The 24,554-nt window shown below is 60.1% G+C and carries 24 protein-coding genes; all 24 read right to left on the bottom strand.

Going from position 1 to position 24,554, the window contains the following annotated elements; all coding sequences use genetic code 11:
- Nucleotide 1 precedes the first annotated feature (1 nt).
- On the bottom strand, nucleotides 2-2,611 hold the full coding sequence (mutS, locus tag SDD30_RS02800; RefSeq protein WP_434073411.1) for a DNA mismatch repair protein MutS: 2,610 nt from the start codon (nucleotides 2,609-2,611) through the stop codon (nucleotides 2-4).
- A complete protein-coding gene (gene miaB / locus SDD30_RS02805; RefSeq protein WP_434073412.1) occupies nucleotides 2,604-3,944 on the bottom strand; it encodes a tRNA (N6-isopentenyl adenosine(37)-C2)-methylthiotransferase MiaB in 1,341 nt (446 codons plus the stop codon). The genes mutS and miaB overlap by 8 nt, the downstream gene beginning before the upstream one ends.
- A gap of 107 nt (nucleotides 3,945-4,051) precedes the next feature.
- Entirely contained in the window at nucleotides 4,052-4,534 is a 483-nt protein-coding gene (locus SDD30_RS02810; protein WP_434073413.1) for a bifunctional nuclease family protein, read from the bottom strand.
- Nucleotides 4,535-4,581: 47 nt separating this feature from the next.
- Nucleotides 4,582-5,025, bottom strand: a complete 444-nt coding sequence (locus SDD30_RS02815; RefSeq protein WP_434073414.1) for a PPC domain-containing DNA-binding protein — start codon at nucleotides 5,023-5,025, stop codon at nucleotides 4,582-4,584.
- An 85-nt stretch (nucleotides 5,026-5,110) separates the two neighbouring features.
- Nucleotides 5,111-6,208: a DUF362 domain-containing protein gene (locus SDD30_RS02820; protein ID WP_434073415.1), complete on the bottom strand. Its 1,098-nt coding sequence runs from the start codon at nucleotides 6,206-6,208 to the stop codon at nucleotides 5,111-5,113.
- An 81-nt stretch (nucleotides 6,209-6,289) separates the two neighbouring features.
- Nucleotides 6,290-7,744, bottom strand: a complete 1,455-nt coding sequence (guaB, locus tag SDD30_RS02825) for an IMP dehydrogenase (RefSeq protein WP_434073416.1) — start codon at nucleotides 7,742-7,744, stop codon at nucleotides 6,290-6,292.
- Nucleotides 7,745-8,024: 280 nt separating this feature from the next.
- Nucleotides 8,025-8,252, bottom strand: a complete 228-nt coding sequence (locus tag SDD30_RS02830) for a helix-turn-helix domain-containing protein (protein ID WP_434073417.1) — start codon at nucleotides 8,250-8,252, stop codon at nucleotides 8,025-8,027.
- Nucleotides 8,253-8,306: 54 nt separating this feature from the next.
- Nucleotides 8,307-8,954 (bottom strand): alpha-ribazole phosphatase, encoded by a 648-nt coding sequence (cobC, locus tag SDD30_RS02835; RefSeq protein ID WP_434073418.1) that lies wholly within the window; start codon nucleotides 8,952-8,954, stop codon nucleotides 8,307-8,309.
- Nucleotides 8,955-9,185: 231 nt separating this feature from the next.
- Nucleotides 9,186-10,328: a threonine-phosphate decarboxylase CobD gene (gene cobD / locus SDD30_RS02840; protein WP_434073419.1), complete on the bottom strand. Its 1,143-nt coding sequence runs from the start codon at nucleotides 10,326-10,328 to the stop codon at nucleotides 9,186-9,188.
- Nucleotides 10,286-11,197 carry a GHMP family kinase ATP-binding protein gene (locus SDD30_RS02845; RefSeq protein WP_434073420.1) on the bottom strand — a complete coding sequence of 304 codons (912 nt, stop codon included), beginning with the start codon at nucleotides 11,195-11,197 and terminating at the stop codon, nucleotides 10,286-10,288. The genes cobD and SDD30_RS02845 overlap by 43 nt, the downstream gene beginning before the upstream one ends.
- Nucleotides 11,198-11,199: 2 nt before the next feature.
- On the bottom strand, nucleotides 11,200-11,976 hold the full coding sequence (gene cobS / locus SDD30_RS02850; protein WP_434073421.1) for an adenosylcobinamide-GDP ribazoletransferase: 777 nt from the start codon (nucleotides 11,974-11,976) through the stop codon (nucleotides 11,200-11,202).
- On the bottom strand, nucleotides 11,973-13,034 hold the full coding sequence (gene cobT / locus SDD30_RS02855; protein WP_434073422.1) for a nicotinate-nucleotide--dimethylbenzimidazole phosphoribosyltransferase: 1,062 nt from the start codon (nucleotides 13,032-13,034) through the stop codon (nucleotides 11,973-11,975). The genes cobS and cobT overlap by 4 nt, the downstream gene beginning before the upstream one ends.
- Nucleotides 13,021-14,421: a cobyrinic acid a,c-diamide synthase CobB gene (locus SDD30_RS02860; protein ID WP_434073423.1), complete on the bottom strand. Its 1,401-nt coding sequence runs from the start codon at nucleotides 14,419-14,421 to the stop codon at nucleotides 13,021-13,023. Before SDD30_RS02860 ends, cobT begins: the two co-directional genes overlap by 14 nt.
- Before the next feature lie 14 nt (nucleotides 14,422-14,435).
- A complete protein-coding gene (cbiB, locus tag SDD30_RS02865) occupies nucleotides 14,436-15,398 on the bottom strand; it encodes an adenosylcobinamide-phosphate synthase CbiB (protein ID WP_434073424.1) in 963 nt (320 codons plus the stop codon).
- Nucleotides 15,388-16,941: a cobyric acid synthase gene (locus SDD30_RS02870; protein ID WP_434073425.1), complete on the bottom strand. Its 1,554-nt coding sequence runs from the start codon at nucleotides 16,939-16,941 to the stop codon at nucleotides 15,388-15,390. The genes cbiB and SDD30_RS02870 overlap by 11 nt, the downstream gene beginning before the upstream one ends.
- A gap of 3 nt (nucleotides 16,942-16,944) precedes the next feature.
- Complete coding sequence (locus SDD30_RS02875) at nucleotides 16,945-17,577, bottom strand: precorrin-8X methylmutase (RefSeq protein ID WP_434073426.1); 633 nt, start codon at nucleotides 17,575-17,577, stop codon at nucleotides 16,945-16,947.
- On the bottom strand, nucleotides 17,561-18,724 hold the full coding sequence (gene cobK, locus SDD30_RS02880; protein ID WP_434073427.1) for a precorrin-6A reductase: 1,164 nt from the start codon (nucleotides 18,722-18,724) through the stop codon (nucleotides 17,561-17,563). The genes SDD30_RS02875 and cobK overlap by 17 nt, the downstream gene beginning before the upstream one ends.
- Nucleotides 18,721-19,446: a precorrin-3B C(17)-methyltransferase gene (gene cobJ / locus SDD30_RS02885; RefSeq protein ID WP_434073532.1), complete on the bottom strand. Its 726-nt coding sequence runs from the start codon at nucleotides 19,444-19,446 to the stop codon at nucleotides 18,721-18,723. The genes cobK and cobJ overlap by 4 nt, the downstream gene beginning before the upstream one ends.
- Nucleotides 19,446-20,660 (bottom strand): cobalt-precorrin 5A hydrolase, encoded by a 1,215-nt coding sequence (locus tag SDD30_RS02890; RefSeq protein ID WP_434073428.1) that lies wholly within the window; start codon nucleotides 20,658-20,660, stop codon nucleotides 19,446-19,448. The genes cobJ and SDD30_RS02890 overlap by 1 nt, the downstream gene beginning before the upstream one ends.
- Nucleotides 20,647-21,417: a precorrin-4 C(11)-methyltransferase gene (cobM, locus tag SDD30_RS02895; RefSeq protein ID WP_434073429.1), complete on the bottom strand. Its 771-nt coding sequence runs from the start codon at nucleotides 21,415-21,417 to the stop codon at nucleotides 20,647-20,649. Before cobM ends, SDD30_RS02890 begins: the two co-directional genes overlap by 14 nt.
- Nucleotides 21,414-22,127: a precorrin-2 C(20)-methyltransferase gene (cobI, locus tag SDD30_RS02900; protein ID WP_434073430.1), complete on the bottom strand. Its 714-nt coding sequence runs from the start codon at nucleotides 22,125-22,127 to the stop codon at nucleotides 21,414-21,416. The genes cobM and cobI overlap by 4 nt, the downstream gene beginning before the upstream one ends.
- A 13-nt stretch (nucleotides 22,128-22,140) precedes the next feature.
- Entirely contained in the window at nucleotides 22,141-22,737 is a 597-nt protein-coding gene (cbiT, locus tag SDD30_RS02905; RefSeq protein WP_434073431.1) for a precorrin-6Y C5,15-methyltransferase (decarboxylating) subunit CbiT, read from the bottom strand.
- Complete coding sequence (gene cbiE, locus SDD30_RS02910) at nucleotides 22,724-23,371, bottom strand: precorrin-6y C5,15-methyltransferase (decarboxylating) subunit CbiE (protein ID WP_434073432.1); 648 nt, start codon at nucleotides 23,369-23,371, stop codon at nucleotides 22,724-22,726. Before cbiE ends, cbiT begins: the two co-directional genes overlap by 14 nt.
- The gene (gene cbiD, locus SDD30_RS02915) at nucleotides 23,364-24,461 is read right to left on the bottom strand and encodes a cobalt-precorrin-5B (C(1))-methyltransferase CbiD (RefSeq protein ID WP_434073433.1); all 1,098 of its coding nucleotides are present in this window, start codon (nucleotides 24,459-24,461) and stop codon (nucleotides 23,364-23,366) included. Before cbiD ends, cbiE begins: the two co-directional genes overlap by 8 nt.
- Nucleotides 24,462-24,554: the final 93 nt, after the last annotated feature.

Here is a 24,554-nt window from a genome sequence, read left to right on the forward strand (position 1 = left end):
ATCACCCCTTGCCCTTCTGGATTATGTCCAGCCCGCGTTCCAGGCCTTTTTGCCAGCGAAAGATCTGTTCCATGGCCTCCAGGGGGGTAACTGCCATCAGGTTATAGGCGGCCAGCTCCTCCAGAACCCTGGCCGCACTAGGATCCAGTGCCAGTAGCCGGGCAGGTTTCTCTACCACCCTCAAACGTGCCTGGGGCTGGGGTTGGTACTGAGGCTGGTGCTCCAAAAGTTCCCGTGCCCTTTCTAGGACTGTCTCCGGTAGGCCAGCCAGGCGGGCGACGTGAATCCCGTAGCTCTTATCGGTACTTCCCGTAACTATCGTGCGTAAAAAGGTAATATCATCTCCCTCTTCCCGAACGGCTACGCAGTAGTTTTGAATCCCCGGCAGTTCCTCCGCCAGTTTGACCAGCTCGTGGTAATGAGTGGCAAAAAGGCAGCGAGAACCGATAGTGTTATGGATATACTCCGTCACCGCCCGGGCGATACTCAAGCCGTCAGCAGTGCTTGTCCCTCGTCCTACTTCATCGAGGATCACCAGGCTCCGCCGGGTGGCATGCTTTAAAATATTGGCCACTTCCTGCATCTCGACCATAAAGGTACTCTGGCCGGCAAAGATATCGTCGGCCGCACCTACCCGGGTGAAGATCCGATCCACTAGGCCGATCTGCGCCCGCCGCGCCGGGACAAAGCTGCCAATTTGAGCCATCAGAACGATAAGGGCTACCTGGCGGATATAGGTGGATTTTCCGGCCATATTGGGGCCGGTAATGATGTGGATATAGTGTTCCTCGTCCAGATAAGTATCGTTGGGTACAAACGTCCCCCGGGTTCCCACCAGCTCAATTACCGGGTGACGGCCCTGCTCGATGGCGATCAGCGTACCGTTATCCACCCGGGGGCAGGCATAGTTATTATCTACCGCCACTGTGGCCAGGGAAAGAAGGGCGTCCAGCACCCCCAGTGCCCGGGCCGTTCCCTGGATCCGGGGCAAGACGGCCAGGACCTCCTCCCGCAGGGCCTGAAAGAGTTCATATTCCAGCTGGACCAGCTTTTCCTCGGCGCCCAGGACCTGGCGTTCCAGCTCTTGCAGGCGCCGGGTAACAAAACGTTCAGCGTTGGCCAGGGTCTGTTTGCGTTCATAATCAGGCGGTACCTGGGGGAGGTTGGGCCGGGTTACTTCTATATAATAACCAAAGACGCGGTTATAACCTACTTTCAGGGATTTAATCCCGGTTCGCTCCCGTTCCTCAGCCTCCAAGCCGGCGATCCACTCCCGCCCGTGGCCGGCTGCCTGGCGCAGTTGATCCACTTCCTCATTATAACCGGGCCGGATAATACCGCCCTCCGTGATGCCGGCCGGGGGATCGTCCACCAGGGCTCGACCCAGGAGGGTTACCAGGTCTGTCAGGGGATCCAGCCGGTCCCTTACCTGTGCCAGGAGACCGGCCTGTACTCCAGCTGTTAGTTCCAGGATCGTGGGGATCACAGCCAGGGAGCCCCGCAGGGCCTGGAGCTCCCTGCCGCCGGCTGTACCATAGGCTACCCGGCCGGCCAGGCGTTCCAGGTCGCGGACTACCTGCAGCCGCTCCCGCAGCTCCTGGCGCAGGATAAAGCCGTCTACTAGTTCGGCTACTGCCGCCTGGCGCTCCTGGATAACATCTCCATCCACCAGGGGCTGATCCAACCAGCGCCTAAGGGTCCGGGCGCCCATGGCCGTGAGGGTTTTATCCAGGACCCAAAGGAGGGAGCCCTCCCGCTTTTGCTCCCGGCCGGCAGTCACCAGCTCCAGGTTGCGCCTGGTGGCCTGATCCAGGAACATGCGCTTAATGGTTGACGCTGCAGTTGGTACCTCCAGGTGGGCCAGGGAGTTATGCTGGGTGGAAACCAGGAAGGAAAGAACCATGGCTGCTGCCAGGCTAGCCGGGTCCGGCATGGCAACCCCGGCCAGAGACCCCTGGCCAAAGTGCTCTTCCAGGGCCTTCCGGGCCGTCTCCGGCTCCCCGGCAACCTGCCATTCAGTTATCACGCCCCTAGTATAAACCTGCAGCAGGCGCTTGAAAGCCGCATCCCGGGCCAGTAACCCGGGCAGCAAATATTCTGACGGCAGCAGGCGGACCAGCTCGTCCACTAGGCTCTCCTGATCCTGGCACGTGGTAAACATAAACTCCCCGGTTGAGACATCAGCCCAGGCCAAGCCCCAGCTGCCGCCGGCCCGCACGATGGCCGCCAGGTAGTTATTTCCCCCGGGTGTCAGAGCCTTTTCATCAGTTAACGTCCCCGGGGTGACTACCCGGATAACCTCCCGGCGCACCAGCCCCCGGGCCTGGCTGGGGTCCTCCATCTGTTCGCAGAGCGCCACCCGGTAACCCTTACTTACCAAGCGGGTGAGGTAGCTGTCAACGGCATGAAAGGGCACCCCGCACATAGGCGCTGCCTCTTTGCCACCGCGGGTGGTTAACACCAGTTCCAGTTCCCGGGCTGCTACCTCGGCGTCTTCATAAAACATCTCATAGAAATCACCCAGGCGAAAAAAAAGGATACAATCCGGGTGCTGGGATTTAATCTCCCGGTACTGGGTCATCATGGGGGTCAGGGCCTGCTCCTTAGCCATTAACCATTTCCCCCTTTAAGAGCCAGGTCTGGGCCCGGGTTATCCGGACCCTGACCAGCTGGCCGGTCAGGGCCTGTTCTCCGGGGAAAATAACCAGCTTGTTGGTCCGGGTACGGCCGCTCAACTGGCTGGGATCAGTTTTACTAGGGCCTTCAACCAGGATTTCTAGCTCTTGTCCGACCAAAGTTTCGTTGATCGCCAGGCTGATGCTATTCTGGAGTGCCATCAGCCGTTTGAGCCGCTCCTTCTTGGTAGCCAGGGGCACCTGGTCCGGCAGGGTGGCGGCTACTGTACCCCGTCGCGGCGAATACATAAAGGTAAAGGCGTTATCAAACCGGACCTTGGCAACCAAGTCCAGTGTCGCGGCAAAATCGTCCTCCCTTTCTCCAGGAAAGCCGACGATGAGATCAGTAGTCAGGCTGATCCCGGGTATCTGGCGGCGCAACGCGGCCACTAATTCTAAGTAGTGTTCGCGGGTGTAACCCCGGTGCATTAGTTCCAACATCTGGTTGCTGCCAGCCTGGACGGGTAAATGGACATGTTCGCAAACCCTTGCCAGCCGGCTGATAGTGGCCACCAGTTCCAGGGTGAAATCCCGGGGGTGGGAGGTGACATAACGGATGCGCTTCAAACCCTCAATCCCGTTAACCCTGGTCAAGAGACCGGCAAAATCAATGCCATTCTCCAGATCCCGGCCGTAGGAGTTGACATTCTGGCCCAGAAGGGTAACTTCTATCACCCCCTGGGCGACTAGTTCCTCGATCTCTTTAATTATAGCCTCCAGCCGCCGACTCCGCTCCCGGCCGCGGACGTAGGGCACGATACAGTAGGTACAAAAGTTATTACAGCCGTAAGTTATGGTTACAAAGGCCTGAGCCCCCCGGGCGCGCCGCCGGGGGAGATTCTCGACCACTGGCCCTTTCTGTTCGCCTATCACAATCCGGGGCTGGCGCTGCTCCCGGATCTCCGCGATTAACCGGGGCAATTCCCGCAGGTTTTCCGGCCCGGTCCCCAGGAGGAGATCAACATAGGGCGCCTGGCGGCGGATTCCTGCGGCCACCCCTGGTTGTTGGACCATGCAACCGGCCACGACAATGACCATCTCCGGGTTGGCACTCTTTAACCTTTCGATCTGTCCCAGCTTGCCGTAGACCTTGTTTTCCGCCTTCTCCCGGACACAGCAGGTGTCGAGGATAATGACACCGGCCTCCTCCTCCCGCTCTACCGGCCGGTAACCGGCCGCCTGCAGGAGGTCGGCCATAACCTCACTATCCCGCTGGTTCATCTGGCAACCATAAGTAACAATTTTAAAGGTTTTTCCCGTCGCGACCACAACCTGCCTCCTATTCCCCTAGAAACCCACTTTTTTACCCTATATTATAACGTTTTCGCATCCCAATGACAAATAATCCCGGCCGTACCCGGTCGGGATGCAGGTCTCTAATGCAGGTGTTTTTTATCTTCCTCAGGTTTGATGTTCGCCAGCATTTGCTGCAACTCTTCCGCCCGATCCTCACTGACCAGGTCTTCAATACTCAGGGTATAGGCGGCGACCTTCTCGGTAATATAGAGAGGGGCGTTGGTCCTGAGGGCCAGGGCAATGGCATCACTGGGCCGGGCATCGACGACCACCTCCCTATCTCCCTGCCGGAGATAGAGTTCGGCATAATAGGTGCCATCCCGGATGTCCTGGACCAGAACTTTATTGACCTCTGCCCCCAGATTCTCACAGAGGGAACGCAACAGGTCGTGGGTTAGGGGACGCGGTGTCAAGATACCCTGCATAGCCAGGGCAATGGCCTGGGCTTCAAAGGGCCCCACCCAGATGGGCAGCACCTGGGTCCCCTCGGCATCGCCCAGCAACACTACCGGATTCAAGGTTTGATCCAGGACTAATTGCTTGACCTTTACCGGTATGAGCATTTACCCCACCCCCATTTAAATGTTTTCTTCGCTTCAGTTATTAAATTCTATTCCCAGAGGGTCAAACCCGTTACCTGGTCAGGGACCCGCTCCGGCGGCGCCGGCAGCTCTAGTTCCTCAATAAAAACCTCCCCGGCAAAGATAATGGTACCCGGTAACAAGTGCCCGCCTTTGAGGTCTCCTGTACGCTGCAAAAAAGTGACATGGGCATGGACAAAGGGCTGGCCGTCTTTCAAGGATACATTCCCCAAACCACTCAAGATCTCCATGGGCTCATCAAAAGCCAGGGTTATAAAACGCTTCTCATCCTGTAGGTAGTAGCCGACCCTGGCCCGCTGGACAGCGCCCAGGAAGTTGATGGTCCCAAAGCGTACATCGGCTTCTTGTACAATACCCTGCAGGGCTTCTAGGAGATCGCAACCATAAGCCAGACGGTAGGCCAGCTGGCGCCCGGACCGGCCCTCCATCTTCTTTACATATAGATTCGCCATTTCTGCCAAACCTCCTGCTAAAATTATACTACACAATGGGATTAATATAGTTCAGTAACTATCGGGAATAGCAGGCAAAGTAAATTCAGACCTTGATCAGTTTATACTGCCGCGTCCCCATACCTATGGCTTCGGCGTATGCTAACAAGGGAGTACCGTCATAGCCGCTAACGGCCTGGAACTTATCTCGGGCGTCTTCATGGCCATCCAGGCGGGTCCCCGGTAGGGCCGGCTGGGCATTGGCCAGGTCAAAGCTGGCCTGGTCCAGGGCTACCGGGTCCCGGGAAGCCAGGATACCGACATCGGGGATAATGGCCGCGTCATCCCAGGCGTTGCAATCGCACTCCGGGGCTACCTGGGTAACAAAATTAAAGAAGACGCATTTATTTTCCTTATCTTGCAGCGACCCCCGTGCGAACTCGACGATTTTTTCCTGCAGGACTATCGGGTCGCTCTTGAAGCTGGCCTTAATGGCCCGTCGAGGACAGGTGACGGTGCACTCGCCGCAGCCAATGCACAATGCGGCATTAATCTGGGCCTTTTCGGTAACGGTGATCGCCCCGGCCGGGCACCAGCGCTGGCACTTACCACAAGCGATGCACCGCTCCTCTTCCACCCGGGGCAGGACGTCGCTATGCATCATCTGTTTACCCGAGGGGCTAGTACAACCCATGCCCAGGTTTTTGATAGTACCACCAAAGCCTACCAACTCGTGACCCTTAAAATGGCTCATGACCACCATGCTGTCGGCATGGTAAATGGCGCTGCTGATTTTAACCCTCTGGAAGTGCTTGCCTTTAACGGGCACTTCATAGTAATCCTTGCCCTTTAAGCCATCGGCAATAACCACCGGCGCCCCGGCCACGGCAAAGGCAAAACCATTCTCAATGGCCGTCTGTAAGTGGTCGACGGCGTTGGAGCGTGAACCGACGTAAAGGGTATTGGAATCCGTCAGGAAGGGCTTACCCTTGGCGGCTTTAATTAACTCCACCACCCGACGGGCAAAGACCGGGTTGATATAGGCCGTATTCCCCTTTTCGCCGAAATGGATTTTGATGGCCACCAGGTCGCCGGGGTCGATAGTTTCCTTAAAACCGGCCCGGCGCCACAGGGTAGCCACCTTGTCCACCAGGCTCTTCCCCTTTTCAGCGCGCATATTAGACCAAAAAACTTCAGCAACCATTGCTTACACCTCTCCCATTTTAAGTATGTGCTGCGACCCTTTAACTTTTATTCCCGTAGTCGGTTAAGGATTCCTTCCGGTTTAAATCCGGTAGTTGGGGGCCTCTTTTGTCACCATGACGTCATGGGGATGACTTTCCCGGAGTCCAGCTGGGGTGATGCGGATAAAGCGCCCTTTAGCCTGGAGCTCGGCAATATTGCGGGCACCGCAATACCCCATGCCGGCCCTTAGCCCGCCGACCAGTTGGAAGATGGTTTCCGCCAGGGGGCCTTTATAGGGTACGCGGCCCTCAATCCCTTCCGGCACCAGCTTTTCCGCCTCCTCCTGGAAGTAACGATCCTTGCTCCCTTCCTTCATGGCAGCCAGGGAGCCCATGCCGCGGTAACTCTTGAAACTGCGGCCCTGGAAGATTTCAATCTCGCCCGGGCTTTCCTCCGTCCCGGCCAGGAGGCTGCCGATCATTACCGTGCCAGCACCGGCAGCCAGGGCCTTGGTGATATCACCGGAGTACTTTATACCCCCATCGGCAATTACCGGTACGCCGAAATCTGCCGCTGCCCGGGCACACTCCATGATAGCCGTAATCTGGGGGACACCAATGCCGGCGATGACCCTGGTGGTACAAATGGAACCCGGGCCGACGCCGACTTTAACGGCATCTACCCCGGCTTCACATAGGGCCCTGGCCCCGGCAGCGGTGGCGATATTACCGGCCACCAGCTCTACCGCCGGGAAGGAGGCTTTGAGACGCTTTACAGTTTCGATAACGCTCCGGGCCTGGCCGTGGGCCGTATCAACGACGATGGTGTCCACCCCTGCCGCCACCAGGGCCTCGACCCGGTCCATGGTATCAGCCGCTGTACCCACAGCGGCCGCCACCCGCAGCCGGCCCCTGGCATCCTTGGAGGCCTGGGGGTAGCGACGGGTTTTCTCAATATCTTTGATGGTAATTAAACCCCGCAGGTTATAATCGGCATCTACCAAGGGCAGCTTCTCGATTTTGTGGGCCCTTAAAATAGCCAGGGCTTCGTTCAAGGTGGTGCCTACCGGGGCGGTGACCAGGTTGTCCCGGGTCATGACTTCACTGATGGGTCGTTCGTGGTTTTCTTCAAAACGGATATCCCGGTTGGTGATAATGCCTACCAGCTTGCCGTTGACGGTGATGGGAACCCCGGAGATATGGTAGTGTTCCATCAAAGCAATGGCTTCCCGGACCTGATGATCCGGGGTGAGGGAAATGGGATCGGTGATCACGCCGTGTTCCGAACGCTTGACCCGATCCACCTCCCTGGCCTGGCGTTCAATGGTCATATTCTTATGGATGACGCCAATACCACCTTCCCGGGCCATACTGATAGCCGTCCGGGCTTCCGTCACCGTATCCATGGCGGCGCTGACCAGGGGGGTAGCCAGGTTAATATGGCGGGTAAAACGGGAGCTGATATCTACATCCCGGGGTAAGATTTCTGATTCGCCCGGTACCAGCAGAACGTCATCAAAGGTTAAACCCTCACCGATAATTTTATCCGTCAGCACGGATGCAAGCCTCCTTGGGGGACCAAATTATTGCTTAATTATACCATAACTATGGCCATCAGTACCAGACTTCGCTCCGGTTAGTCCGGTTAGCAGTGCTGACGCAGCAAAAATTGTCTAAATCATGTCTATAAAGGATTCGGACTTATAATTTGGGCGATAAAAATTTTAGTATAATCCCTCCGGGAGCGCCAGTATTCTTCCGACCCGGGCCCGGGTCGTTTTCTAAACCTGGTTGCTTATCCGCTCGCGGTGGGGCAAAAAAAGCCGGGTTACCCGGCTAGTCCCGCCCCATAATGGACTGAATCCCGTAGCGTTCAAAGTGGTCCCGCAGGCGATAGATAACCTGGGATTCGACCCCGAATTCCGCCGCCAGTTCCGTGTCGGAACGATTGGCGGCCAGGCCGGCGATGAAGCGATCAAAGTCTACGCCGACTTCGTCAGCCATCTCCTTCAGGCTGGGCTGGGTACTCCAGGGCGCCCGTGAGGGCTTAAATGTGGGTTCCAAGGCAACCACCTCCTGGTGGTAGTTTGCCTGGATCAAGCCCTAGTTACTCCCTGTTCAAAGGACCCCGCTGCCATCCGGACCGCCCAGGGTCTCCAGATGATGAGTATCATTTAATAACACCAGGATGCGATTCTCGTCGTAACAATCAACCACACTAACGCCGGTATTGTCCAGGCGAAAACGCCAGACGGCAGTTAAATCAAGTCCCAGTAGGGCACAAATAAGGGAGCGCAGGCTCCCACCATGGGCGACAAAGAGGAGGGTGCGACCCTTTTCCTCCCCGGCGACGATTTTTTCAAAAGCAGCCAGCGCCCGTTCCTTGACCTGCTGAAAGCTCTCGCCCTCGGGGACGATGGTTGTTCCCGGATTCCGGCGCCAGGTTTCCCATTCCTGGGGGTATGAAGTTATAATCTCCTGGTAGGTTAATCCCTCCCAGGCACCGAAGTTTATTTCTCGCAAGGCCGGGACTTCCTGCACCAGCAGGCCGTGGGGAGCGGCGATTGCCATGGCTGTTTCCTTAGCCCGGTATAAATCACTACTATAAACAGCATCGAGCTTAATGCCCCGGAAACGCTCCCGCAGGAGCTCTGCCTGCCGGCGGCCGTTGGCACTTAAGGCAATGTCGGAATGACCTTGATAACGCATGGTGTGATTCCACTCGGTCTCACCATGACGAACCAGATAGACCCTAATACCCTGCAATTAACTCTCTCCCAAAATGAGATATAAGAAATGAGAGGTTAGAGGTGGGATGGTTGTAGAAACTGGCTATGCCAGTTTCAGATTAAGGCTGTTCTGCCTCTCATTTCTCCCGTTCGTGGTGGCGGCTTCTACCATGAGTGGCTCTCCCCAAAATAGGATTCTACCAAACAAGGCAATTGTTGGTTGGCTTCCTCGGGGCTGTGCCCGCCAGCCCTTCCCCAGCCTACCTTTTCATGGTTCGCTGGCAGGAATGCCAGCCACTAGCTCCCCCAGGGCGGCCAGCAAGCGCTCATTGGCCTGGCGATCGCGGACGGCTACGCGGAAGTAATGGGGCCCAAGGCCGGGAAAGGACGAACAATCGCGGATGAGGATACCCCGCCGGGCCAGGAGTTCAGCCAGCACGGGTGCCGCCAGGCGGTCGTCCAGGATTCTGGTCAAGATAAAATTAACTTCGGGATTATAAGGCTGGAATCCTGCTAATTTCGCCAGGTGCTGCCAAAGAAATTCCTTTTCGCGGCCGATTAGTGCCTGGGTCTCCTTTATATACCCTGTTTCCCCCAGGGCGATGACGCCGGCCATCTGGGCCAGGATATTGACGCTCCAGGGGTCACGGCCGGTTTCCAACCTGGACACTAGCTCTGGGTGGCCCACCCCGTACCCCAAGCGCAGGCCGGGCAGGGCATAAATCTTCGTCAGGGAATGGAGGATCAATAATCCCGGCCGGGTAGCTGCCAGCCGGGCAAGAGAATACTCCTCGCCATTGGGGATAAAGTCAAGGAAGGATTCGTCCACGACCAGGAAAACCCCGGCTGCCTGGCAGCAGTTGACTACCTCCTGTAAAATATTCGGGGCCAGGAGGCGGCCGGTGGGATTATCGGGATTACAGATAAAGGCTAGCTGGACCCCTGGTAACTCCCGGCGCCACCGTTCAAGGTCGAAAGAAAAGTCAGCTTCCGGATCTAAAGTAATGGTGACTACCCCCGCCCCGGCAGCCCTGGCGGCCCGGTGGTATTCGCTGAAGGTGGGTTCACTAACCAGTACCCTTTGCGGCTTTAGAACCTGCAGGACTAGATAAATTAATTCCACCGCCCCATTGGCGGCGATCAAAGAACCAGTCTCTAATTGGGTGGAGGACGCCAGGGCTTCTTTAAAGCGCCGGCTGGCCGGGTCGGGGTAACGCTGGATAGCTGCCAGGTTCTCCTTTAGAACCGCCAGTACCCCAGCCGGGGGTCCCAGGGGGTTAATGTTGGCGCTGAAATCCAGGATCTCATCCACCCGCCAGCCATAGCGATCAACAGCCCCCTGCCAGTCGCCGCCGTGGACCGTCCTGGTTAATTCACCGCTATGGCTGTATCCTGTCCCTCTTGTAGCCATGGGCCTTCCGCCACCTCCACCCCGCCACCAGTCATGGTAGTCCGGATAAAGTTAACATAAGGAAAGACGGCGCGGATCCGGCCCTCCAGGTCGGTCACGTCGACCTCCCCCGGCCGGTAAAGAACACCAATCACTGTACCGCTGTGGGCCGTATTCACCCCCAGGGCGCCACTGCTGATAGCGATTTTCAAGATGGGTTCCAGTTCCGGTTTATAGAGAATACCCTGGTTGGCCAGAGCGCTCAGGGTCGCTCCCCGGGCGACCAAATCCGTCCTGCCCCGGGACAGGCCCTCCCGCACCAGCCGGGTAGCTTCCCTAACTTCCCTTTCCTTGGCCAGGTTGAGGTTCGGGAGATCCCGGCGCTGGTTAAAGAGGACAGTATCGACCACACCGCCCGGGTCGACAATTAAAATATCCAGTGGTGGCGGTTGCCCCAGATACTCCCATTTCTTACCAGCCAGATGATCAAAACGGACAATACCCGGTAAAAAAGTCCCATCACTGGGTTCAAGGGCCAGGGCCAGCTGCGTAATTACTTCTACGGATAGCTCCCTTCCCAGGGCCCCGGCTGTAGCCACCAGAGCTGCTACTACATCGGCTGTACTGCTGGCCAGGCCCTTGCCCGGCGGCAGGGGGCTGCAGATTTCCACCCGAGCGCCCCACGGGCTATTTAGGTAATTCAGGGCCAGGCGCACGGCGCGCAGGGCTTTGATCCTTTCCCGGGGTCCGCTAATCCGGCTTCCGGGCTGCAGGTTGACCCTTACCTCTGCCCCCAATTTAATGGGACAGGTAATGAGGAAGTATTGACCACCAACTACCCCCTGGACCAGTTCGCCGCAGGACCCCGGTACCCGCGCAAATCCGTACATAATCACACCCCCAACCATGGCCGGAATAAAACTACCACCGCCAGGACAAAAACCTCGGTCAGCTCCGCTAGGGCGCCATAGGTATCCCCTGTCAGGCCGCCCAGAACCACCGTGAGGCGGCGGCACCACCACCAGGCGGTCAGGGCCACCAGGGCCATCAGTATTAATCCTCCACAACCCAGGGCCAGCCAGCTCAAGGCAATAGCAGCCACGGTGGCCAGAATTAGGGCCCGGCGGCCCTGACCGGCCCCAAAGAGGTTGCCCAGGCCCTCCCGGCGGGCATAGGGGAAACAGGTCAGGGCCGGTACCATGGCCCAGCGGGCCAACACCGGCATTAAAAGCAGGAAGGGTGACAAGGGCAGGTCCCCTAGCCAGAGGCGGGCCGGGGGGAGGGAGAATAATAGGCTGAACTTCAGCAACAGCAGGGTAATCACTGCCGTTACCCCGTGGGCACCGACGTGACTATCCTTCATAATCGCTAGGACCCGCTCCCGCTCCCGGCCGGACAAAAGACCGTCCATGGTATCGATAAAGCCGTCCAGATGTAACCCGCCACTCAGGAAAACGCCCAGGGCCAGGAGGAAGCCGGCCCTGGCGGCTGGCACGAAGTGGTTTAAAACCAACCCGGCAGCCGCCAGGATTAACCCCAGGATTAGCCCCACCAGGGGGAAATAGACGATGCTCGCCTGGAAAGAAACCTCCCGGTTACCCCGGTTACTCAGGCGTACTCTGGTCAGGAACTGGAGGGCAGTCAGAAAGGCCGCCAGCTGGTTACTCAATGGTCCAGGGCTCCCGAGACGCCGGCCTGGCTGAAGGTGGCCATCTCATGGTAAATCATAATGGCGGCATCCACCAGGGTCATACCCAAGGCGGCACCTGTGCCTTCTCCAAGGCGCATGCGCATGGTCAGCATTGGTTTCAGACCCATTAATTCTAAGGTGGCGGCGTGGCCTGGTTCCTCAGAGAGATGAGAAGCCAGGATAAACTCCCCGGCCAAGGGAGCCATCTTGGTGGCTATCAGGGCCGCTGCGCCAGAGATAAAGCCGTCGATAATTACCGGTACCCGCCGGGCGGCCCCGGCCAGAATGACCCCGGCCATACCGGCAATCTCCAGGCCGCCGACTTTAGCCAGGATATCCAGGGGATCAGTTGGATCCGGTTTATTAACTGCCAGGCCTTGTTTGATGGCCTTAATCTTTAATTCTAATCTTGTATCGTCGACTCCCGTACCCCGGCCGGTAATCTCTTCCACCGGCCGGCCACTAAAGACGGCCAGGATGGCCGAACTGGGGGTAGTATTGCCGATGCCCATTTCGCCGATGCCCAGCAACTCATGACCAGCGTTGATCTTGTCATTGGCAACCTCAATGCCGACTTCCAGGGCCGCTATGGCCTGTTCCCTGGTCATGGCCGTACCCCGGGCCAGGTTGGCCGTTCCCGGGGCTACTTTCCGTTTTAATAAGCCTGGAAGATCGGGTAGCTCGCTGGCAACACCGATATCTACCAAAACCAGCTCGGCGCCGGCATGACGGGCCAGGACATTGATGGCCGCCCCGCCCTGGCTAAAGTTAAAGACCATCTGGGGGGTGACTTCCTGGGGGAAGGCACTGACTCCTTCGGCCACGACGCCGTGATCCCCGGCCATGAGGATATGGGCCTTATGGGATATACGGCGGGGGACCTCACCCCGGATCCCGGCCAGGCGCCGGGCGATGTCTTCCAGGGTTCCCAGGCTGCCCGGGGGTTTGGTCAGGTCGTCCAGGTGGGCCTGGGCTCTGGTCATGGCTTCGTCGTCCAGGGGTTTGATAACCTGCAGGGTCTGCTCAAGTAGCGACATTACCAATTCCTCCTTTAAATTTTCGGCAGGCGGCCAGGAAGTTTTGGGCGGCCTGCCGGTTGCCTAAAAAATGCAGGTGCAGATAAGAGGCCACTACCTGCCGGGTGCCGTAGCCGTCATAATGCGGTACGCCCCGCAGCTTCCAGGTATAGGCCGGGGGGAAGCCGGTTGCCGTATCCGCCAGGGTGGAGTAATGAAACTCGTGGCCGTAGAGGCGGTCGCCCTGCCGGCCCAGGAGGTTATCGCGGCAAAGATAGGCCTCCCGGTAGCCCAGGCCGGCCAGCTTTCTTTGCATACGGCAGGCGGCTGGTATAACACCGGCCAGGGGCCAGGTATGGCCCTCCAGATCGGTGCTTGACTTGGTCAGGTACATGAGGCCGCCACACTCGGCGTAGAGGGGCAGGCCACGGGCCACCTGCCGCCGCAGGTCTTCTAACAGGGGCCTGTTGGCCGCCAGTTCCTCCAGGAAGATCTCCGGAAAACCGCCGCCGATAATCACTCCGGCGGCTTCCGGTGGCAAGCTGCTGTCCTGGAGGGGACTGCAGGGAAGCAGTTCAGCCCCCAAGGCAACCAGGTAATCCAGGGAATCCTGGTAGTAAAAACTGAAGGCCTGGTCCCTGGCCACGGCTACCGGAATAGTTTCCCCCGCCTCCGCCCGGGCGGCGGCAAAGAAGCGGCCCGCCCCTGCCGGCAGGGGACCGGCCCCGCCGGCCAGGGCGACTACCCGTTCCAGGTCCAGGCCGGCGGCTACGGCTGCGGCCAGCTCCGCCAGGACAGCGGGGAGGCCTGCCTGTTCCCCGGCCGGGATCAACCCCAGGTGCCGGGAGGGCAGGGGCGGTAACGCCCCACGCCGCAACCAGCCAACCACCGGCACACCGGTATACTCTTCTATCGCCCGACGCAGTAACTCCAGGTGGGCCTCGTTACTAACCCGGTTAAGGATAACCCCGGCCAGCTGCACCCCGGGGTCCAGGGAACGGTACCCCAGCACCTCAGCGGCCACACTCTGCCCCAGGGAGGTAGCATCAACGACCAGGAGAACCGGGGCCGCCAGCAGCCGGGCGATAGCGGCCGTACTCCCACTGCCGTTATCCCGGTGGCCATCATAGAGGCCCATAACTCCTTCAATGATGGCGATGTCGCCGGTAACGGCAGCGCCCTCGAAGGCCTCCAGCACTGCTGCCGGGGGGCATAAAAAGGTATCCAGGTTGCGGGAGGGACGGCCGGTAGCCAAGGTGTGGTAGCTGGGATCAATATAGTCGGGACCGACTTTAAACCCCTGGACTTTCATGCCCCTGGCCGCCAGAGCGGCCATCAGACCCGTAGCAATACTGGTTTTGCCGACGCCGCTCCTGGTACCGGCAATAACAATCCGTTCGCAGGTCATACTCTTCTTTCCTCTCAGAGCCAATGGCTCCCGAAAACTAGGTAGATACCCCCGGCCAGGGCGGCGATAACCGTCGCGCCGGCCATGAGGCTAATAGCGCGGTCAATGTCAGCCGGTTCCAGTTCCCTGGCAGCGTCGCCAATAAAGGGCCGCCGGGAGGGTATCCCGCCGTAATAATTGAGACCCCCTAATCGGATGCCCAGGGCGCCGGCCATGGCTGCCTCCGGGTAACCGCTGTTGGGACTGGGGTGCTGCCGGGCATCCCGCAACATGGTCCGCCAGGCCCGGCGGCCCTGCCCCACCAGGAGGGCGGCCCCGCAGATAGCCAGCCCGGCAAGCCGGGCCGGGAGGTAATTGACCAGGTCGTCCACCCTGGCTGCCACCCGGCCGAAATACAGGTAGCGCTCATTTTTATAGCCCAGCATGGAATCCAGGGTGTTCACCGCCCGGTAGGCCATGGCCAGGGGTACCCCTCCCAAGAAAAAATAAAAGAGGGGGGCGATAATGCCGTCGCTTGTATTTTCGGCTATGGTTTCCACGGTGGCCCTGGTCACCCCGGCTACCGTCAGATCAGCGGTATCCCGGCCAACAATCAACCCTACCTGGCGCCGGGCTGCCTCCAGATCCCCGGCCTTCAAGGTGCGGCTGATCTTCCTGCCGGCCGCAGCCAGGCCCCGGGGGGCAATGGTGGTAGCCAGCAACCATCCAGCCAGGAGAAACTCCACCCAGTGACCGGCCCTGCTGGCCAGTACCAGTAGCGCCCGGGTTACCACCCCGGTGACACTAATAATGATTACTGCCACGGCCCCACCGGTAATAAGTAAATAACCCGGCCGGGCTCCCGGCCGCCACAGAAGCCTTTCCAGGCTAGATATCCCGGCCCCCATGACCTGGGTAGGATGAAGCAGCCAGGGCGGGTCTCCCACCAGCAGGTCCAGAAAGAGCGCCAGGACCAGGAGCAACAGCTCAGTAACCACCGCCAGGCTCCACCAGGGGGCGTTCCAAGCCCATGATGGCCCCCAGGAACTGCAGGTCAAGGCTGGCGGCCACCTGCCGGGCCAGGGTGTCAAAACGCCGTTCCTGCTCAGCAACAAAGTCTGCTACCCCGGGGCTCTCGGGGAGGCCCCGCCTGGCCCGCAGGACACTGAGGATTCGCTGCCGCAGAAAATCGTTATCCAGGATACCATGAATATAAGTACCCAGAATGAGTCCTTCGCTAGCCATGGCCCCATCATCAATAGCTACCGGCTGACCACCGCGGGAGGTAATTTTAAAGGCCGGGCTGCCGGCACAGAGAACGCTGGCCCCCATATGAATCTCGTATCCCTGCACCTCCCGGCCCTGGAGGGGCTCCAGGAAGGGCCCTGAACCCGTGATGACGCCCCGCACCTGGTTGGTAGCCTTGGTGGTCTGAAAGATGGTTTTTATCGGCAGGAGACCCAGACCCTCGACCCGGCCGGCATCAGTTTCCACCCGTTCCGGATCGCTGATCTCCCAGCCCAGCATCTGGTAACCACCACAGATACCCAGTACCGGGGTCCCCCGGGCAGCCAGGTCCTTAATAGCCGCCGCCAGGCCCTGGCGCCGCAGCCACAGGAGGTCGCCGCTGGTGTTCTTGCTGCCCGGGAGGATTACCAGATCCGGGTTCCCCAGGTCGCCCGGGTTGTCGATATAACGGAGATTAACCCCTGGTTCCCTGGTTAGAGCATCAAAATCAGTAAAGTTAGCAATACAGGGTAGTTTGATAACCGCGATTTCAATCTCTCCCGGGAGGGTCGGCCGGCCGGTGGCCTCCTCCAGGACCACGGAATCCTCTTCCGGCAGGCCGTGATCCGGTATAAAGGGGATAACTCCCAGGATCGGCTTACCGGTTCGCTTTTCCAGGAAATCCAGGGCCGGCTTTAACAGGTCCAGGTCGCCCCGGAACTTGTTGATAATGATCCCAGCCACCATCTCCCGCTCCCGGGGCTCCAAAAGTTCGAGGGTACCTACCACTGCCGCCAGGGCACCGCCACGGTCGATGTCGGCCACCAGGAGAACCGGCGCCCGGGCCAGACCTGCTACCCGCATGTTGGCGATTTCCTGATCTTTCAGGTTGATCTCCGCCGGGCTGCCGGCCCCTTCGATGACGATGATGTCAAACTCCCGATCTAGGGCCGCATAAGCCTCTTCGACCTTGGACCACAGCTGCTGGTTAAATTTTCCATGATACTCCCTGGCACCCAGGTTGCCTACCGGCCTTCCCAGGACCACCACCTGGGAGCAGGCATGGGCTGTCGGTTTGAGAAGGACCGGGTTCATCTCCACCCGGGGCACCACCCCAGCGGCCAAGGCCTGGACAATCTGTGCCCGGCCCATCTCACCCCCGTCGGGGGTAGCCCCGGAATTAAGGGCCATGTTTTGGGATTTGAAGGGGCTTACCCGGTAACCATTGCGGTAAAAAATGCGGCAGAGGGCAGCTGCCAGGACGCTCTTGCCAACATTGGAGCTGGTCCCCTGGAGCATAATAGCTCTGGCCACAAGCTATTCCTCCCCATCCCAGGTCAAGTGCAATAGGGCGTTAACGGCAGCTACGGCTACCGTACTGCCACCCTTGGGTCCCCGGACTGTCAGGTAGGGCACGCCGGCCTTCTCCAGGGCTGCCTTGGCCTCCGCAGCGCCGACAAAACCCACCGGTGTACCGACGACTGCTGCTGGCGTGGCCAGGCCACTGGCCATTAACTTCAGGAGGCGGAAAAGGGCCGTGGGAGCGTTGCCGATGGCAATAATGGCCCCAGCCATCCGGGGAGCCAGGTATTCCATGGCGACCATAGCCCGGGTTTCCCCCCGGGCAGCAGCTTCCTGCCGCACTTGCTCCTCCTTGATGGCGCAGATAACCCGGCCCCCACTCCGGGATACCAGGTGACTGCTGATGCCGTTACGGACCATTTCCACATCAGTAATAATATCCGCCCCCTGGCGCAGGGCTGCCGTGGCCACCGGCACCAGCCGGGGATGGTAGGCTACCAGGCCAGCGTAGCCCAGATCCCCGGTGGCGTGGATAATACGAGTAACGATGGCGCGGACTGCCGGTTCCAGGCCCAGGTCACCCACCCGGGCCGCGATTATCTCCCGGCTGCGGGCCTCAATGGCCTGCGGATCATATAGAAATTCCAACCGGCGCCACCTCCTGAATGCGCTCAACTATTACCTCGGCTATGCGTCGGTCGGCGCCCAGATTAGTACCATAGATAAATTCAACTTCCGGATAAAGTTCCCTGGCGGCGGCCAGCTGCTCAGGAATATCCCTCTGGACGTGGAGACCGTTGCAAAAGAACATCGGCACGACGATTATCTTCTGCCGGCCTTCTTTTACCAGGGTGGCTATACCCTCGGCCAGGTTGGGATGGGTACGCATCATATAGCAGGGCTCGACCCGGACATCACCGAGGATCTCCCGCACCTGGGCGGCCAGGACCCTCAAGTGTTCGTTAGCCTCCGGTATCCGGCTGCCGTGGCCCAGCAAAATTATGCCTGTAGCCATTGTTGACCTCCTCCAAAAATAATGTTCGGGAGAATTTTGCTGTAACTGTTTCAGGATCTCCTCCAGGGGCAGGGCGTCTGGTTCCGGCGGCCGGCTGATGATAATTACCTGCAGGCCCAGGTCCAGGGCGGCCTGGACTTTGGCCGCCACCCCGCCGGTGCTACCGCTGTCCTTGGTAACCATTGCTTCGACGGCGAACTGGCGATAAAGGGCGCAGTTGAGCTCATAACTGCACGGCCCCTGGATGGCGATGATATCCCCCGGCCAAAGTCCCAGGCGGCGACATTCCTCTAAGGAAGCTACCTCAGGTAGGATGCGAGCGATAATTCTTTTGCCTGCCAGGGCCGGAGCGGTCGTAAAGAGCTCCAGGTGTCTGGTACCGATTGTCAACATGATTGTCCGGTAGCGGGCTGCCAGTTCCACTGCCTCGTCCCAGCCAGCGGCCAGGGTGACCTGCGGGTGGGCCGGAATTGCTGCCGGCGGCCGCCGGTAACGGAAATAGGGCACCCCGGCTGCCCGGCAGATGGCCCGGGCCTGGGCGGTAATGATGGTGGCATAGGGGTGGGTGACATCAATGACCGCCTGGATGGACCCCCCCGCCAGCAGGGCGGTCAGGTCGGGCGCCTCCAGGGCTCCCTCCCGGACCCTGGCCGCCCCGGCGTCCCGGGCCAGCTTGGCCCCATAGGGCGTCACAGCGGTGGCCAGTACGGGGTAACCGGCCTTACTTAGGGCCTGGATTACCTCCCGGCCGTCGGCCGTTCCCGCCAGGGTAAGGATCATACCCGGTACCCCCGCGGTGTCACCAGGCGCCCATCCAGGACCCGGGTCTGGCTGTTGCCGACAATGACGGTGCTCACCATATCCACCGGCACTTCCAGGAGGCTGCCCAGGTCCCGCACCCAGGTAACCTCACCCTCCCGGCCGGCATTACGCACTACCCCTACCGGGGTAGTTGGCTGGCGGTACTTCAAGATTATCTCCCGGGCCCGCCCCAGGTGGTCCGGCCGGCCATGGCTGCGGGGGTTATAGAATACTAAAACAAAGTCGGCTGCCGCCGCCATTTCTAGGCGCCGGCCGATAACCTCCCAGGGAGTCAGCCGGTCGCTGAGGCTGATGACGGCGAAATCGTGCATCAGGGGCGCTCCCAGGGCGGCAGCGGCCGCTGTAGCTGCCGTCACCCCGGGAATGATAGTTACCGGTATTTCCTGACCGCAGGGGTGGTTGGCCAGGATCTCCAGCACCAGCCCGGCCATACCATACACACCGGGGTCACCGCTGGAAACAATGGCTACCCTGGCCCCGGCCGCCGCCCTGGCCACTGCCTCCCGGCACCGGGCGACTTCACCGGTCATCCCGTTAACTACCACCTCGCGCCCGGCAATCAGGGTGGCGATTAAATCAATATAAGTCCGGTACCCGACGATTACCTGGGCACGCTCCAGGGCTTCCCTGGCCCGGGCCGTCATCTCCCCTTCTTGTCCAGGGCCTAGGCCGATAACCATTAGCTCACCACTGGCGCCAGGCTCAGGGCAATGGTTACTCCCCGGTATTTCATTTTCGGCCAAAGTAATTCCCCCTCTCCCCCTGCCAGCAAGGCTGCCGGTTCGCAAACACCGGCCAGGCCCACCCGGGCCGCTACGACCGCCGAGCTACTCAGTTCCGGGTGCCGTTCCAGGCAGGCAGCCAGTTCTTCCGGTGTAAAGGTACGCAGCTCCAGCCCCAGCCGCCGGGCTGCCAGCTGTAGTCCCGGTTCGCGGCCTTTAAAATCGACGCTGGCCAGTACCTGCAGGCTCCGGCGGCTGAGACCGGCTTGCTGCAAAGCCATCCCCAGGGCATAGAGAATAACGCTGGCCGGGGTGCCCCGGCGGCAACCAACCCCGGCAGCCAGCACCTGCGGCCGCCAGAAAACCCAGCGCGGTCCAGGAAGGGGCAACCGCCGCCAGGTAACCAGGATCCCGGCCCGGTCACCCCAGACTCCGGCTTGGTCCCCCAGGGGCCGGATGGCCAGCTCCGGCAGTTCGACCTGCAGGAGTGCCAGCAGGGAGGGTTCAACCAACACTTCGACCTCCTCGCCGTTCACCAGGGCGGCCATTACTGCCGTCAGGTTGTTCCGCGGCCAGACGCCTAGACCCAGGCGCCCGGCAACCAGGTCCAGGGCCGGCAGGCCCCGGGTTTCACTGGCAGTGGTAATCACCGCCTCCGCCCCCAGGATGGCGGCTACCTGGCGGGCGAGTTCATTGGCTCCCCCCAGATGGCCGGAGAGCAGGCTAATGGCGTACCGGCCACTGGCATCGACTACCACGACAGCAGGATCGGTTTTCTTGGAAACTATATAATCGCGCAGGGACCGGACGGCGATCCCGGTAGCCATGATCAAGATCAAACCCCGGTACAGGTGGAAGATCTCCCCCAGAAGATCACCTAACCGGCCCTGGTAAAACCTGACGCTATTTGCGTCCCCGGTAGCCAATCTACCGGCGTCATACAATTGGTTGCTTTTTACTGCCCCGGTCTCCGGCCCGGCAGTAGGGGCCAGGCTGGCGGGGGCAAAGAGCTCTGTCCCCGGTGGTAAAGACCCGACCAGGCGCCGGGCCGTCTGCAGCCCTGGCCAAGTCAGGGCGACGACGGCCAGCCCCTCGCCCCCGGGCATAGTTATCCTTGGCTGGCTACCTTCGCTTCCATATCTGTAATCGGCGGCGCCTTTACCCCTGGCCATGGTTATCCTTGGCCCCGCGGTAGCCGTGGCTGAAGGCGGGATCATAGAGGCGGGAGCGCTCATATCCCCCGGCCAGAAAATCCCCTACCAGCAACAGGGCCGTCCGCTCAATACCAGCTGCCTGGGCTAGAGAGGCAATATCCCCCAGGGTGCCCCTGACCACTTTCTTCTCAGGCCAGGAAGCCTTGTAAACCACGGCCGCCGGGGTCTCTACCCCATAACCCCCGGCCAGTTCCGCCGTAGCTGTAGCTAGGGACTGGCTGCTGAGGAAAAGGCAGAGGCTGGCCCGATGGCGGCTCAGTTCCGGTAGGCTTTCTTGGGCCGGTACCGGCGTCCGTCCCCCCCGTCTGGTTAAAATCAATGTCTGGCTGACGCCAGGGAGGGTGAACTCCCGCTCCACCGCAGCCGCAGCCGCGGCAAAGGAGCTGACCCCGGGTACCACTTCAAAGGGGATGCCCAGCCGCGCCAGAGCGTCCATTTGTTCCTGAATGGCACCGTATAAAGAGGGGTCGCCGGTATGCAGGCGAACAACCATCTCACCCCTGGTAATGGATTGCTGCATTAGGGTTAGGACTTCTTCCAGGGTCAAGGAGGCGCTGTCGTAACAGGTAGCCCCCGGAGCCGCATACTGTAAAATCTCCGGGTTGATCAGGGAACCGGCATAAATCACCACCCCGGCTTCCCCCAGCAGGCGGCGTCCCTTGACCGTAATTAACTCCGGGTCTCCCGGTCCGGCGCCGACAAAATAAACCTTCATGACTGCCCGCCTCCTTTGACGATAATCAAGGACAGGTAGTCCTGTTTCTGCCCCTTACCGGCCGCCAGGTCGCGATTAAAGCTCTCCCCCGGTTGGCCGCAGCGGCTGGCCAGGACCGACTTTTCTGCCACCCCGGCCTCTTGGAGAACCTCGACAATGGCGTCGTAGTGGCGCGCCACCTTCATTAAAACCAAGTTGGGAAAGAGGGACAAGTACTCTTTTAGGGTAGCCGGGTCCCTCAAAGCCGGGATAATGGCCAATGGTTCATCCCCCGTGGCCAGGGGTAGGTTTAGGCCGGCAGCAGCAGCAGCAAAGGAGGTAACCCCGGGCACAGTAATTATTTTAAGGCCCGGTTCTATCCTTTGCAGCCGCTGAACCAGGTAGCTATAAGTACTGTACAGGGAGGAATCGCCCAGGGTAAGAAAAGCGATATCGCGCCCCCCGGCCAGGTGCTCCCGCAGTTCTGCGGCCGCAGCGTCCCACGATTGTTCCAGATACGCCTGGTCGCGGCTCATGGGCATAAAAAGGTTTAAAATTTGCTGTTCCGGCCGGAGAAATTGCCGCACCACCTGCAGGGCCAGGCTCTCTTCCCCCCGCTGGGAAACGGGAACGGCAACGACCGGTACTTCTTCCAAAATCGCCCGGGCCTTCAGCGTCAGCAGGGATGGATCCCCGGGCCCGACACCCAGGCCGTAAAGTGTCCCGTACATCTTGAGCTACTCCTCATTTCTCTTTGATCAACTGGATAATCTGCACCGGGTTTAAAGCCCGCCAGATGTGGGCCTGCCCGGCCGGCTCCAGGCGGGCCAGGCTCGCTGATACGGCCGCTACTTGATAACCCCTGCCCTGGCCAAAGTTCAGGGCCGTACTCAGGGTTGCGGGGGTAACGGCGTTAATAACCATGACTCCACCTGGCAGCAACACTTCATGGCAGGTAGCTAGAATTGCTGCTAGGTGGCCGCCACTGCCGCCGATCAAAACCCGCTCCGGGGCCGGCAACCCCGCTAGGGCGGCCGGCGCCGCACCGGCTACTACTTGGAGATTATTTAAACCAAATCGCCTGGCATTTTCGGTAATAAGGCTACAGGCCACTGGGTTAACCTCAATGGCCAGGACCTGTCCCGGCCCCACCAGCCTGGCCGCTTCGATGGCCAGGGAACCGGTCCCGGAGCCGATATCATAGACGGTCATCCCCGGCCCCAGCCGGGCTTTAGCCAGGGTCAGAACCCGGATCTCCTCCTTGGTGAGGGGTACCCGGTCACGGGTGAAATAGAAATCTGGAATCCCCGGGGTTAGAAAGGGCCAGTCACTCCTGTTCATAGCCCATGAGCACCACCCCTGCAGCCGGCAGAACCGAGCTGGCCAGTTCGGCGGCTGTCAGCCAGATTGTCCCTTCCTTTTTCGTACCCAATTCCCAGCCAATCCACAACATCAGGTCAGCCAGGCCGTGGCTGGCCAGATAGCTCCCCAGGGCTGCCGGGGTATTGCTGCCCCCGGTCAGCAGCGCCAGCTGTACCGACTTTTCCGTTAGGCGGGGAAGGTAGGGGGCCAGGGTTGTCAGGGGGCGCCCGTGGAGGCTCAGGAAAATCGCTCCCTCCCAGCCCCGGCCCAGGCGGGCAAAGGCCAGCTGGACGGAACTGATACCGGGAATAACGGTTATTTTCTCCCCGGGGAATTTGCGCCGCAGCCATCCCAGCAGGCTATAGAAGCCCGGATCCCCGGAAACCAAGACTGCTGTAGGCCGGGGACGTACCTCCTGTAGAAAGGTATATACCTTCTCCAGGTCGCCGCCAAGAACCTGTTTCTCCCGGGGTAGATCCGCAAAGAGGTCCAGCGCCCGGCGACCCCCGACCAGGATCTCCGCCGCCCGGGCTGCCTGGCAGGCTGCCGGGGTCAGGTATTCCGGGGTACCGGGACCCACACCAATGACTGCTAACCAACTTTTCCTAGACATAACTAAAGCCCCCCATTATCTGCCGCGCGGTCGCATCCAGGCCCAGGATCTCCCCTTGGAGGTTCAGGAGGGCTGTACCGATAGTTAAAGCCCCATGGACCAGGGCCGTGGCCCGCTGGCTGGCCAGAGCCGCCAGGGAATCCCAGAAACCCGGTTCCATGGCTGCTCGCTGCAATAACTCCTGGACTGCCTCCACCGTGGTGGCGGCCAGGATCTCTTGTACCAGTTCACGGGAGGCCCCTGCTGCCGCCGCCCGGGCGGCGATAATCTCCTGGCGGGCGTCGGCAATATGGCTGTGGGTATAAAAAATACCGCCCGCTACCTTCACCAGCTTGCCTGCGTGGCCCCAGAGGAGAACCCCCTTGACCGGGCGTTCCGCGCAGGCCTCCAAAAGGTAACCGATAAAATTGCTGGTGAGGATAACGGCGGTGGCCGGCAGGCCATATTTCTCCTCGGCCTGGCGCTGGCCCAGACGGCCCGGCGTCAAAACCAGGGTTTTCCAGCCAGCTGCCAGGGCGACATCGATCTGGGGTACCAGGGAGGTGCGGAAGGCTTCCTCCGACATGGGTTCGACTATGCCGGTGGTGCCCAAGATGGATAAACCGCCGGTAATCCCCAGGCGGGGGTTCAGGGTGCGCCGGGCCAGCTCTTCACCCCTGGGGATGCTAATCTCTAGCTCCATTCCCTGGCCGGCCGGTACCAGGTCAGCTACCGCACTGTTAATCATGGCCCTGGGCACGGGATTAATGGCCGGTTCTCCCACCGGCACGGCCAGGCCGGGCCGGGTAACTGTACCGATGCCAGCACCGCCCCGCAGGACGATCCCCTTAGCTCTTTTCCGGGCGCGGACGTGAACGGCCGCGCCGTCGGTGACATCGGGGTCGTCGCCGGCGTCTTTAATTACTACTGCCTCGACCTCATCAAGATTTTTCTGAAGCAGGGTAACCGGCATGATTATTTTTTCGCCCCGGGGCAAGGTCAGGGAGACTGTATTTACCGTTTCATGCCGCCACAAGGCCAGGGCGGCGGCCCGGGCCGCCGCTGCGGCGCAAGTGCCGGTTGTATAGCCCCGTCGTAATTCTTTGGCCACCGGTTTCTCCTCCAATAATATGGTTAGCTACTTCGGGGGTAAGGCAGGTTCCTTTCAGGCGCTGGTGGCGCCATTATACTTGTGTCGAGCTCG

Source organism: Moorella naiadis (nom. illeg.), assembly GCF_051020825.1.
Lineage (GTDB): Bacteria > Bacillota > DSM-521 > Neomoorellales > Neomoorellaceae > Neomoorella > Neomoorella naiadis.